The 13,635-nt window shown below is 37.3% G+C and carries 9 protein-coding genes and 1 pseudogene; 4 read left to right on the forward strand and 6 right to left on the reverse strand.

The window, feature by feature from the left end; all coding sequences use genetic code 11:
• Positions 1-254: 254 nt before the first annotated feature.
• Positions 255-962 carry an SDR family oxidoreductase gene (locus tag CXF76_RS01510; protein ID WP_101162885.1) on the reverse strand — a complete coding sequence of 236 codons (708 nt, stop codon included), beginning with the start codon at positions 960-962 and terminating at the stop codon, positions 255-257.
• 387 nt (positions 963-1,349) lie between these two features.
• On the opposite strand from CXF76_RS01510, the gene CXF76_RS01515 reads away from it, so the two are divergent.
• A complete protein-coding gene (locus CXF76_RS01515; RefSeq protein WP_101162886.1) occupies positions 1,350-2,663 on the forward strand; it encodes a M20/M25/M40 family metallo-hydrolase in 1,314 nt (437 codons plus the stop codon).
• A 72-nt stretch (positions 2,664-2,735) separates the two neighbouring features.
• Here CXF76_RS01515 and CXF76_RS01520 read toward each other — a convergent pair whose 3' ends face one another.
• The 4 genes and pseudogenes from CXF76_RS01520 to CXF76_RS01545 form a co-directional block, all read right to left on the reverse strand.
• Positions 2,736-3,533, reverse strand: a complete 798-nt coding sequence (locus tag CXF76_RS01520) for a response regulator transcription factor (RefSeq protein ID WP_101162887.1) — start codon at positions 3,531-3,533, stop codon at positions 2,736-2,738.
• Positions 3,534-3,654: 121 nt separating this feature from the next.
• Positions 3,655-4,371, reverse strand: coding sequence for an SIR2 family NAD-dependent protein deacylase (locus CXF76_RS01525; protein WP_101162888.1), 717 nt, complete (start codon positions 4,369-4,371; stop codon positions 3,655-3,657).
• Positions 4,368-5,384 (reverse strand): Kelch repeat-containing protein, encoded by a 1,017-nt coding sequence (locus CXF76_RS01530; protein ID WP_101162889.1) that lies wholly within the window; start codon positions 5,382-5,384, stop codon positions 4,368-4,370. Before CXF76_RS01530 ends, CXF76_RS01525 begins: the two co-directional genes overlap by 4 nt.
• Before the next feature lie 444 nt (positions 5,385-5,828).
• Positions 5,829-6,707, reverse strand: a pseudogene (locus CXF76_RS01545) (diguanylate cyclase domain-containing protein).
• Positions 6,708-7,190: 483 nt separating this feature from the next.
• Here CXF76_RS01545 and CXF76_RS01550 point away from each other — a divergent pair.
• The 3 genes from CXF76_RS01550 to CXF76_RS01560 are packed head-to-tail and all read left to right on the forward strand — an operon-like array spanning position 7,191 to position 11,811.
• A complete protein-coding gene (locus CXF76_RS01550; RefSeq protein ID WP_101162890.1) occupies positions 7,191-9,251 on the forward strand; it encodes a TonB-dependent receptor plug domain-containing protein in 2,061 nt (686 codons plus the stop codon).
• A 9-nt stretch (positions 9,252-9,260) separates the two neighbouring features.
• Positions 9,261-9,788: a YfiR family protein gene (locus CXF76_RS01555; RefSeq protein ID WP_007586256.1), complete on the forward strand. Its 528-nt coding sequence runs from the start codon at positions 9,261-9,263 to the stop codon at positions 9,786-9,788.
• Positions 9,789-9,792: 4 nt separating this feature from the next.
• A complete protein-coding gene (locus CXF76_RS01560) occupies positions 9,793-11,811 on the forward strand; it encodes a putative bifunctional diguanylate cyclase/phosphodiesterase (RefSeq protein ID WP_024592033.1) in 2,019 nt (672 codons plus the stop codon).
• Between the two features lie 93 nt (positions 11,812-11,904).
• On the opposite strand, the gene CXF76_RS01565 is transcribed toward CXF76_RS01560, so the two are convergent.
• Positions 11,905-12,540, reverse strand: coding sequence for a methyltransferase family protein (locus tag CXF76_RS01565; protein WP_024592034.1), 636 nt, complete (start codon positions 12,538-12,540; stop codon positions 11,905-11,907).
• Positions 12,541-13,635: the final 1,095 nt, after the last annotated feature.

Here is a 13,635-nt window from a genome sequence, read left to right on the forward strand (position 1 = left end):
TATAAAATTAGTTAAAAATCACAATCTACTTCTATTGAATCCTGTGTATTTTTACTTCATGTTAAATACTCTTATTTCTCACTTACATACCTAGAGCGCTGCATGAATGGGTTATGGATCTTAAACCGCGTTAACACCCTACGATGAATTGACGTATTTAATAGCCTTAAAACGAAGAGGCTCAGCAGTTTTAAAATTTGCAATTAATAGCTGACTTTACTAGTTATCCACCTCATAGCGTGTTGTTATATTTATTAGAACGGTAACTCATCACCATTAAAACTATAAAGCTTTCCCGTATTATCAATAGATAAATTCAGAATAACGTTCATAACTCCAAGAGCCGAATCTACAACATTTTCACTTGCTGTAGAGCCACCCATATCGGTTTGAACCCAACCGGGGTGAACAGCTACCACAGCCACATTATCATTAACAAGTTCTTGTGATAAGTTCACTACTAGCATATTGGCTGCTGCTTTAGACATTCGATAACCATACCAATCCACACTTTGTTCTAGCGACAAAGATCCCATAGCAGAAGAAATAACGGCTATCTTACATAAGCGTTTTTTATTTATTAAAGGTAAAAAGCAATGAGTTAAATATAGTGGTCCAAGTGAATTCACCTTAAAAGACATTTCAGCATTAGCATAATTAATAGTATGGATACTTGTGTTTTCTCGATCCAAATATCCCGCATTATTTACTATTAAATCTAATTTAATATTTTCCTCATTAAGTTTACTTGCCAACGTCTTAATTTTTTCAGGGCAAGTGATATCCATTAATTCAATAGACAATTTATTTGGAAACTTACCTTTCAATGAAACTAAACCAACCGCCGTTTCTAGATTTCTACAGGTAGCAATTACTGTCCATCCATTTATAAGGTATTGTCTGGCTAATTCGAAACCGATTCCCCTATTAGCACCCGTTATTAATACAACTAAGTTACTCATTGTTTATACCTATAAATCTTACAATTTAGTCTACGTCATTTGTCGCCTAAAAATGACAAATGTTCTTATATTACAATGGTTTTACCCTAGCTATAAAATAAGTATTTGTAAACAGTTAGTTCAGTCTCAACTTTTCTAAATGTAGCAAAAATCCAAAATGGTGGAGGTCAGTAATATCAGGCAAATTGCTGTTTAGTTGCACAGCTTGATTATTAGTTAAAAGATTATATTTTAAATACCTGTGTTTAAACTAATAACGCGTTCACCCTTAAACTTGTAGCTCGTTATTACTTATAAAATTAGTTAAAAATCACAACCTACTCCTATTGAATCCTCTGTATTTTTACTTCATATTAAATATTCTTATTTCTCACTTATTATGCTGTTATGTCATTTTTAAAATTTAGCCATGCACTTATTTTTACCCTTGCGAGTACCCTGTCGCTTACATGCCATGCAGCGCTTGATAAAAACGAGCGTGAAATAGTAAAACAGGTCGATAAAAACATTCCCCAAGCATTGCAAGAAATAAAGCAAGCCGTAAATATTAATAGCGGTTCGCTTAATATTGAAGGTGTAAAAAAAGTAGGTGCGCTGACAAGCGAGCAGCTTAAAGCCATAGGTTTTAAAGTAGAATGGCTTGATGGCAGTGCGTTTAACCGCGCAGGACATGTATTAGCAACCCATGAGAGTAATGATCCCGATGCAATAAAAATACTGATGATCGGCCATCTAGATACGGTATTTGACAAAAATGATAACTTTACTACCTACAAACAGCTTGATGAAAACACCGCAAGTGGCCCAGGCGTTGCCGATATGAAAGGCGGTAACACGGTAATAATTACTGCACTTAAAAGCTTACAAGCCCTTAATTTACTCGAAAATGTAAGCATAAAAGTGTTACTAACCGGCGATGAAGAAAGCAGCGGTCGCCCGCTTAGCTTATCTAAACAAGCTATTGTTGATGCGGCAATTTGGGCTGACGTAGCGCTTGGTTATGAAAATGGCGATAACAATATTAAAACTGCCATGGCGGCGCGCCGTGGTTATACCGGTTGGACGCTAAACGTAACGGCAAATGCGGCGCATTCTTCGCAAATATTTAGCGAAAGCGTTGGTTATGGCGCTATTTACGAGACATCACGTATTTTAAATGATTTTAGAGAGCAGCTTGCCACGCAACCTAATTTAACGTTTAACCCGGGGCTTATTGTAGGCGGTACAAATGCCGATTACGACAGTGCTAATTCGTCAGCAACGGCGTTTGGTAAAAGTAATGTAATAGCACAAACCGTGCATGTAGCAGGTGATTTACGCGCACTTTCACCAAAACAATTAGAAAACGCAAAAAGATCAATGCAACTTATTGCTAGCAACAGTTTAAATGGCAGTAAAGCAGAGCTTATTTTTGAAGACGGTTACCCGCCAATGGCATTAACTGATGGCAATAAAAAGCTATTAGAATTATACAGCGACGCAAGCCATGATTTAGGCTTCAACAAAGTAGTAGCAGCAAACCCACGTAATGCAGGCGCTGCAGATATTTCGTTTGCGGCAAGCCATGTTGATATGGCGCTTGATGGTTTGGGCTTAATGGGCAGCGGCGCGCACACTAAAAACGAAACAGCCGATTTAACCAGCCTTGATAAAAACATTAAAAAAACTGCATTACTCATTTATAGATTAGGAAAACTGTAATAGTAAATGTATTTTAAAGATAAGCGTAGGCCAAATAATAACCGTCCTACCGTCCTACGCTTGTACTTACTTTTAAGACATTATTTTAAACAATAATTCTCGCACTGTGGCCGGTTCAAACGGTTTATCACAAATAGCATCAACTCCCGCTTGAGCTATATTTGCTAGGTGCGTTTCGTTTGCCTCTGAGCTCACCATTAAAATAGGAATATGTGAGTAACTATTTGAGCTTCTAACGGTTTCTGTTAGTTCTCGTCCGTCCATTTCTGGCATGTTGTAGTCGGTTACAATTAAGTCAAACGATTGGTTGTTTAAGTGCTCAATAGCTTCTTTACCGTTTTCAGCTTCTATCGGGGCGGGTATTCCCATACCCGCAAGAACACGAATAATGTGTTTACGCGCAAAGCGGCTATCATCTACAACCAGCACTCTTAGTAATGTTACGTCAAAATGATCAAGTTCTACTTCTTCTTCGCTTATAATATCTAAAGTTGCTTTAAGAGCGCGGGTAATGGCTTTTGCGCTAAAAGGCTTAGGCAAAATAGCTAGGACACCCGATTGGCGTAATTGCTCAAGGTATTTTTTATTACGCTCGCTCGATATAAGCATAAAAGGTTGATGCTCGGTGATAGGGTTTGATCTTATTTCTTGCAATAGTGAATCGGCTGTCCCGTCAGATAAATACATAGAGCTTATAACTAGATCAGGGTGATAACTTGCTAATAAGCTAAGCGCTTGTGTTTGTGTAGATGCAGTTTCAACTTGTTTTACACCACTTTCTAAAAGCGATTTTATTATTATTTTTTGCTGAACCTCTGAAGGCTCTACAAGTAAAATGGACAAGTTTGCTATTGCAGTTAAGTCGCTCATTCAGATCTCTTTAGTATTGTTATAATCAGGATAATAATAACATTTTTGACTCGTTAATATTATATAAAGAGATTGTAATATTTAAGAAAACATTATCAATCTCCTTGAAATATAGCACTTATTAATTAGATTGAATGTAATCTAATGCATTCATTTTTTTATATGTGACGTTAGCATGCAAAATATGTGCAGGCTCAGGGTCAACCACTTCAACAGGAATGTCGTAATTTCGGGCTATTTCAATTGCCATTTGCGTAATATTAACGCTAAACGAGGTGCCCATAAATACAATTTTATCGGCGTTGAGCATACGCTGTTGTGCTTCTGTTATTCTGTAAAGCTCGGTGTAGTACTCGTCAAATAATAAAACAAAGGGCTTAAATGAATGGTTTAGCACAGGCGTTTGGTTTTGAATATTAAATAGCTCAAAAAGAGACTCTTGCAGGCGGCTTTCTTCTACACTATCCCACGGGGTGGCAAGTGGCGTGACTGGCTCACCTTGCTCATGAAATAAGGTCATTTGATCAAGCCTGCCATGAATAGCAATGTAATTTTTATTACCCGCTTTGCCATCAAGCCCATCTATGTTTTGAGTAATTAGGTTTTTGTCACTTAGCCAATGGTGTACGTCGTTTGGGCCATGGTTGCGATACGTTGCAAAGCGATGGTAATACCATGCTAAAAACTCTTTAGGGGCATTTTGGTACATCGCGCGCGTTGCCATTTCCATAGGCGTATAATTTTTACTGCCAATGGTCCAATAACCGTCCTCCCCTCTAAAGGTGGGAATACCACTGGCTGCGCTGACTCCCGCCCCGGTAATGTAAAGGGTGTTCACTTTGGCGCCTCGTAACCGAGTACGTTAGCGCTTACTTGCTGACTGTTATCAATACCGCCAATTCGATATAAAACACCGCTGTGCTCAAGTAAACCACGATGATCCATGCTCTTTACTTCAACTGGGGATAAAATCTGCCATTCGTTTTTTTCGATACTAAAGCGCCAAACATGATCACTTGCTGATGCAGGTTTGCCGTCGTAGCCTATTGCGCTGTAGTTATATGGGTTATTAGAGCCTGCCATCATATAAATATTGCCATTATAGCTGGTAGCTGCCATTCGATAGTGAGCGGTGCCCGTTGGATGAGGCAACGTACGCCAATCTATTTTTTGTGGATTAGTTGAATCTATTGTGCCTTTTAAACACTGTGCTACACCTGCAAACGAGCGACGCGAATCAGGATTAGCTTGTGTTTTAACGCCATCACAAATAACAATGGTATTATCGCTAATTGCAGCAGCTTGGCCAAATACGGGCTCACCTAAAAATGGCGAGGCTTGTTGCCATGTATTATTTTGCGTGTCGTACACTTGCACTAAGTTTACGTTGCCATCGTTATGCCAACCGCTAATTAGATAAATGTAACGCGCTTTGTAGCTCAGCGCGACGCTATCGTCTACGGGTACTGGCATGCTCGCAAGATGAGTGTAGGTATCTTTTATTACGTCGTACTTATATACGTCGGGGCTTGAAACTTCAGTATGATCCTCTGCTACCGTATAGCCGCCAAACACATAGGCGTACTCGCCTAAACCGACTGCGGTGCTTGCTAAGCGCCCTTTTAGTGGCAAGCTTGAAGGCACACCAGTTTTAGATTGCCACTGTGAATCGCCAACTTTAAGCGCCCACACTTTGTTATGCACTGACGAATGCTGTTTATCGCGCCCCAGCCCCATAAAGCTTAAAAAATAGGTTTGGTTTTGTACTGTAACTTTAGCCACAGCATTATTAGCAACTGGCTCTGGTAAAGCGGGAAGGCTTGCTAACGCAAGAGAAAAAAGAAGGCTCATAAGGCAAATAATTTAATAAGAATTAATACGCTCAGATTAAATTATTTTAACCTTGTGAGCCAGTATTGTTATATCTAAATAATCAAACGCTTTTGATTAGTAACCATATTAGTAGGCAATACTAATATGATTATTAACGTGCGCCGCATTTTGCGCTTCATCAACCATTGCAGTTGCATAATCAGTGACCGATACCTTGCTTTCGCCTGCATCATTAGTAAAAAATGTATTACTGCCGATACGGTAATCGCCTTCATTATCACCTGGATATAATTTGTGGACAGTTTATTTATGACGTAATTATCAGCAAACGGTAGTGCGTGCTTTCATCGACTTTTTAGCGCAGCACTGTCAAACCGATATTAAAAAATATGTCGGCAAGTAAGGCATTGTAGTTAAGGGCGCTGTGACTATTGTTTAAGCTAAGGTGATAGTTCAGCTTAGTTATTGAGGTAAATAGGTTACGTTATCTAAGCCTTGTTGTTTGTTTTTGTACATAGCTTCATCAGCATACTTTATGAGTTCGTGATCTGTTTGGCCGTGCTCGGGGTAATTTGCAATTCCTATACTGGGTGAAATATTTAGTAGTACGTCATCTAACTTAAAGACGGCTTTAAACTCAGTGAGGACTTTATTTTTTATTCTGACGGTTTCGTGGCTAGAACTTAAGTTATCTAAAATAATTAAAAATTCGTCTCCGCCTAAACGCCCTACTGTGTCGTAATGCCTTACTGACGCTGAAAGCCTTTTTGCTATAGCGCATAAAAGCTTATCGCCAATTTCGTGTCCGTGAGTATCGTTTACTGCTTTAAAGCCATTTATGTCTATAAACAGTAAAGAAAAAAACGTGTTGTTTCTGGTTGCACTAATAATTACTTTTTCTAATCGATTCATCAATAATGATCGATTTGGTAGGCCAGTTAACACATCGTGCCGTGCCATATAATGGAGTCGATCTTCCATTACTTTACGTTCAGTTATATCGTGCGCGACAGCAATTCTTACTTGATGTTGCTCTGACCAACGAACAGACTATAATATATGAACTACTTGACCATCTTTTCTCATCCAACGGTTTTCAAAGCGAGGGTTCACCGTTTCGCCAGACAATAGCGATGTTACGGCATTATGCGTTTTATAATGATCACCTTCGTAAACATAGTTAATCATTTTTTTGCCTACAACTTCGTCGGCCGTATAACCAAAAATTTGCTCAAATGCTGCGCTTACAAAAAAAAATGTGCCTTGTTTATCTACCACACAAACGGCATCAAGCATTAAATCGAGTACTTCTTCTACATTAATTAATTCATTTTTTTCCATACTTTGGTGCCTTCAAAGCAAAACCAAGCGAATTTAAGTATTCTATATACCTTTAATAAAAGCAAAGGTAATTGAAACTACAATAATAGTTAATACAAAGTTAGATTAATCGTGCACGTATAATTAATATCGCCCTTGTAAAAGCATGAAATGCAAAGTTAAATAATCAATAAGCGCAAAATACTTTGAAGTCCTTCAAAAATAGACTAAATTTTAAATAGTATATAATCATATAACTCTCAGTAACTTCTATTTTTTGACTCTTTAATAAATGTAATTGTATAAAATGTATCTACTTTATTTTTTAAATTTTACTGTTTTATTGGCCGAAGTTAAATTTTTTAACTACTACAAAATTAGTTGTTTTGATTTAATCGCATTTATACTTTTACGCTGTTAATGTATGTTAATATTGTGTGATATCACATGTATTACAAAAACAGTCATTGTTTTTGATTTTTTGATTGCGCAGGAGACTTTTGGGTGAAAATATCACAACGTTTATTTTGGCCATTACTTTTTGTGTGCCCTCTTGTAACGGCTGAGCCGTTTGAAGATGAAGACCTCGATCTTGATGCTTTAATGGGTATGGATGTGCAAGCGACTTCTGCGATGAAAAGAGCACAATCAGCATTTGATACCGCTTCATCTATTTATGTATTAAGTAAAGAACAAATTACTAAATCTGGTGCTACATCAGTACCTGAAGCACTAAAAATGGTGCCGGGTTTAATTGTCCGTCAGCTCGATAACAATCAATGGGCTATTTCCTCAAGAGGCATTGCCTCTCGCTTTTCAAGCAAATTATTGGTTATGATTGACGGACAAAGCTTATATACCCCAAAGTTTGCCGCTGTTTATTGGGAAACACTCAACGTTCCTTTGTACGATATTGAACGTATTGAAGTTATACGCGGACAAGGCGGATTACTTTGGGGAAGTAACGCAAATAATGGCGTTATTAATATCATTACTAAAAATAGTATTGATACTCGCGGTGGATACGCAAGTGTAACAACTGGTAATCAAATAAATGTTGATGCTAATCTTCGCTACGGTGGTGATATAAGTAACATAGGCAGCTACCGTGTGTATGGGCACTTAAAAGATGCTAATGAATCAAAAAAAGGGATCTCACTTCCCCCTAATGACACAACCAAACAAAACTCTTTAGGTTTTAGAGCTGACTTTACCCCTAATGATGAGTGGTCTGCGCTACTTCAGGGTGATGTAACTCATTCCACACTTGGCCAAAACTACCGAGGTGTTGTCGATGAAACCAACGAAAACATTTCATTTTCAGATGATTTAAAGCGAACAGACTCGCGCATAATGGCGCGCCTTGAAAACAGAATGTCGCCAGATGCCAATCAAATGCTACAAATTTCTTGGCTTAAACAAAATGGCTCTCAAAATTATATTAAAGAAGACTTTGAATCGATAGATATTGATTATCAAATGAACTTTATATATCAATCTCTACAGTTAGATTGGGGGTTGAACTACCGATACAATTCTATATCTTTCGCAGAAAGTGTATTTTTAGATAGCGATAAAAACTTTGATAGCCTCAAACAATATGGTGCACTTGTTCAAGCTCAATATAATGTGACTCCTGACACTCTCGACTTTATTATTGGTACTAAGCTTGATCATAACGATTTAACTGGCTGGGAAAATCAACCATCAGCAAGACTTATATACAAACCAGTAGATAACCATCTTACTTGGGGCGCAATATCGCGAAGTGTGCGTACACCAACATTAATTGAGTTTAACGATAATTTTAAAGTTAATGGTACAGAAATTAAAGATCTTACCGGTTTAAGTTCAGGCTTTGACCAAATAGACGACTACCGAATTGCAACCTACCTAAATGGTAATGACAAAGTTAAATCAGAAAACTATCTATCTTATGAATTAGGCTACCGTTTTACTGCTAACGATTGGTCATTAGATCTTTCTACTTATTATACCGATGCTAAAAACGTAGCGGTTATTGATATGAATACGCATGCTGAACAATTCACTCCTATACTTGATTTATTTCTAGCAGGGAGAATTCCAGAAGTATTTCAAGCACTAACAATGACTCGTATAGATTTAGACTTTGCATCTGTAGCAGACACAACCACTAAAGGGCTCGACTTAGTAGTATCATGGCAACCAATTGATAATCTCAATACTGAGTTTGGTTATAGTTACACCGATTATAACTACGATTTACCTCCTAGAGTAGAGCCCGCTATCGGGTATGACTCTAAAAACAGGCAGTTATTTGCAAAAGCCGATTATTCTTTTTTAACCAACCATAACGTGTTTGCGACATTACGAGCAGTAAACTCAAATGCATATAATACTGATAATTACACAACGTTAGATATTAGTTGGAATTGGCAGGCTACGCCTGTGTGGTCTACTGCAGTTTCGGGTAAAAACCTATTTTCAGGTTCACATATTGAGTACAGTAATACGCGCGAAACCTATACATTACCAAACTATATTGATGAATGTATTACGTTTACAATTTCAGCAAATTTCTAAGCTAATTAGATGATTAAATTAAGAAGTCTAATTCACAGAAGCTTGATAGCCTTGGTACTTTTAAGTACCAGCGTTGACGCTGTTGAAAAAGAATACATGCTAAAAGCAGGCTTCTTGTATAACTTTGCACGTTTTGGACACTGGGATTCTCATTTAGAACCCCTTGATCAATTTACTATTTGTAGCCCTGATAAATACTTTATTGATGTGGCTAACACCGCTCTAAAAAATCGCACTATAAAAAAATTACCTTTACATAATAAATTAGTCACTATTGATGAAGTCACAACATCTGCGTGTAACATGCTATTTATCACCTCAGATACATTTGCTCAGTGGCAAAACATAACTCCTTTAGATCTAAAAAATATTATGGTCATTGGTGAAACAGACTCATTTATTGAAAATGGCGGCCATATCAGATTCTTTCTTTCCAGTGGTAAAATTCGCTTTGAAATTGCACCACAACAGCTTAAAGATGCAGGCATTACTATGAGTTCAAAAGTACTACGACTTGCACGCGTTGTAGATAGGTAATGCAATGAAAAAACTATTTGCATTAAATACAATGAGCAAAAAATTATTATTCATCTTAATGAGTGTCGCACTTGTATCAACCGCTACAGTAACCATTGTATTTAGTGCTTATGAAATCACCAGCGCTCAAGAAGAACAAATAGAAAGCCTGGGGTCGCTGTCTAAAATGCTTTCACCCAATATAACTACTGCACTTATGTTTAATGACATAGATGCAGTACAAGAGCTTATAGACCCAATACTTATACGCTCAGATGTTATTAGTATAATGGTAACGAGTATGACTGGTGAACAACTTGTTATTGCTCAAGCCGAAAATGAAGAAATAGAACAAAGCATTGAGGTTAATACCCCCCTTCAGCTCGATATGCATGATTATGGCGTATTAAAAATACGCGCTAACAACAGTTACATTCAAGATAGAATCACTTTTTACTTTAAATTTATAATGATTTTGATGGTCTTTACCTTTGCTATCAGCCTCATTTTATCCCTTTTGCTAAGGCGCCGCTTTTTAAACCCTATTTTATATTTAGCACAAACAGCAAATAAAATAACAACGTCACATGATTATAGCTTACGCGCTAAACAACTATCACAAGATGAAGTAGGACAATTAACCTCTTGTTTTAACGATATGCTATACAACATTGAGCAAAGAGAAAGTTCATTAGAAAACCAAGTTAGGCTTCGTACTAATGAACTTGAAAATGCAAATATTCAGTTGCAACAATATGCTTACCAAGACGGGTTAACCGATTTACCAAATAGACGGTATTTTTATGAGAAACTACAAAGCTTAATAAGTGTTGAAGGAATGAAATTCGCACTTATATTTATAGATTTAGATGGTTTTAAAGAAGTAAACGACAGCCTTGGGCATGACTACGGTGATTTATTATTACACCAGGTAGCAACGAGGCTGCAAAGCTGTATAACAACAAAAGATACAGTAGCACGCTTAGGTGGAGACGAATTTACATTAATTTTAGAGGGTGTAAATAGCCCAGATGAAGCATCAAAAATTGCCGAAGCTGTAAAAAGTAGTTTAATGCAGAGCATTAAAATAAAAAAAGAAACAGTCTATGTTACCGCAAGCATAGGTTTAACGTTTTTCCCTGCTGATGGTTTAACAGTAGAAGAGCTCGTTAGACGTGCTGATCAAGCGATGTATTTATCTAAAAATAAAGGGCGGAATCGCTATGAGTTTTTCTCCTATGCTATCGAAGAAAAAGCCACAGAAAAGCGTCGCCTGATAGAAGAGATACGCACTGCAATTGTTAAAAACCAATTTGAATTATATTACCAACCTATATTTTCAATTGATGGGAAATCAGTACCAAAAGCTGAAGCCCTTATTCGTTGGAACCACCCTGAACGAGGCCTAATAGGCCCCAATGAATTTATACCTGTCGCTGAAAAAAACGGATTAATAAACGACATCGGCCAATGGGTAAAATCTCAAGCAATTCAAGATACCGTCCAATTCAATGTTTTAAGTGAAAAGACAATTCAAGTCAGTGTAAATACATCACCTCTTGAAATTGACCGCGCTGGTTGCTGGGTGGATGAATGGATTGTTGCAAGTAAAAAGTACCAACTACCCGCCAACACTATTTTAATTGAAGTCACTGAAAATACCTTAATGGATCCAGATTCGTCAATACAGCGACAATTAAAACGCTTAAGCACTATTAATATAGACATAGCGATTGACGACTTTGGTGTTGGTTATTCTTCTTTGGCGTATTTACAGCGCTTAGATATAGACATTTTAAAAATAGATCGCTCATTTATAAGCGATATTGAATCAAACGATAATAGTATTGCTCTCGTTAAGGCTATTATCACTATGGCTCACAACCTAGATGTAATGGTGGTAGCGGAAGGTGTTGAAACACAAAAACAGTATGACCTATTAAAGCTGCTTGCTTGCGATTATATTCAAGGCTACATTTTTTCAAAGGCAATTACTAAACAAGAGTTTATGAAAAAGTATATAAAACAAAAAGAAGTGATCTAATTTATGTCTATCGTGCTAGATTTTAGCAATTCAACACAGAACACTTCTTTACTCTTGCGTTAAAATTTCATGTATTTAAAGCTTAATCCCAAGCTATAACCAGCGAGGGACTAGTTGCTTGTACTCTTTATATTGTATTGAAAAGCGATGAGCTAAATGAGCTTCTTCAACTAACGTCTGTCTATATATAGCTATAAAACCAATAACCAAACAGGTCAAACTAAATATACTAGGTAAGGCTAAAAAGAAACCCACCTGTGCAGCTACAACACCTAAATACATCGGATTCCTAGAGTATTCATATAATCCTGATGTTTTAAGCTCATGTGGTCCCTTAGGATCAATTCCTGAACGCCAAAGTGCTGCCATATGAAAATGTACAAACATCGTCAAAATAAAACCTGCACTCAATAAAATATCGCCAAATAATACACCTGGCCAGCCATTGAGAATTGGGAATAGCCCAAGGTAGCTATCTAACTCAGGTACAAACACTCTAATTACACATATAAACCAAATAGCAGCTCTGAAAAACTTAAAAACCATATGGTTCCACCAACTAGTACAAAACTTATCTCCGGGATAAATAACGCCTGATGGTGTGTCTCGATTTTTATAAATAATTCTAAATGTATAAAAGCCCGCAACAAAAGTATAAAAAATAGCTAAGTAAATACGTGTAAATTCAACTAGCGAAGTAGAGTCATCTAAAAATGTTTCATAGGGCATCTAGTTACAGCTCACAATCATTATTGGTAGTAATTTTAAAACAACTAACTCAATAAATTTTAGTTATAAGGTCATGAAATTATATTAGTATTCATTGCCTTCATAAACAAGTTAAGTCAGAGGTTTGTTAACGAGTAATCATTAACTAATACCATTAATTTAAAATAACTTTGATTTATGAGGATCTCATACTTTTTATATAATACCAATCTGCTTATATATTTGAATTGATATTATTCACTCATATTTTTACATTCTATATATGCAAAAAAACGACTATTTCGGTTAGGACTTTCTTTAATTTGAAGCTTTGTACAGTGCAATAGTGCCCTCAGCGTTAGGACGTCACAGTGAAATACTGCACTCGCATCGGCGATGCCACTTTAACTAGTTAAATTAAGTAGATTATTCACTGAGAGACGCTTCGCTCTAGAGAAATACCTGTATCACTTTTCTAAAAATGTAAAAAGCCGACTCTTTTTGAAACGGGCTCTCTAAAATGTGAAGCTTGTGTAATGTCATGGTGCACAGCGGTAGAAAGTCACGTAGCAAATGCTGCTGTATTGGCCGACTGAGATATTGAGGGGTTTTGTTGTGATTTTAGCGTCGGGAGTCGCTACGCTCGCCCTACGTGATGGATGTTGATGTGAGTGTGTGTTAATTGCGCACATTTCACTTTTCTACAGACGTAAAAAAGCCTGAATCTCTAGATTCGGGCGCTCTACAATGTGAAGCTTGTGTAATGTCATAGTGCCCACAGCGGTGGAGGGTCACGTAGCAAATGCTATTGTATTGGCCGACTGAGATATTGAGGCTTTTTGTTGTGATTTTAGCGTCGGGAGTCGCAGCACTCGGCCGCCCTACGTGATAGGTGTTGATGTGAAAGTGTGTTAATTGTGCGTATTTTACTTTTCTGCAAACGTAAAAAAGCCCGAATCGTTAGATTCGGGCTTTCTACAATTTGAAGCCTGGTAATGTCGTAGTGCCCACAGCGGTGGAGAGCCACAGTGAAATGCTACACTATCATCGGTCGAAGCTTTGGTTTCACTACTGAGTTAGGCATGGGCTCTTGGCTATTTATCAAATCCCAGACAG

Origin of the sequence: Pseudoalteromonas sp. 78C3 (genome assembly GCF_002836695.1) — a bacterium.
Classification (GTDB): domain Bacteria; phylum Pseudomonadota; class Gammaproteobacteria; order Enterobacterales; family Alteromonadaceae; genus Pseudoalteromonas; species Pseudoalteromonas arctica.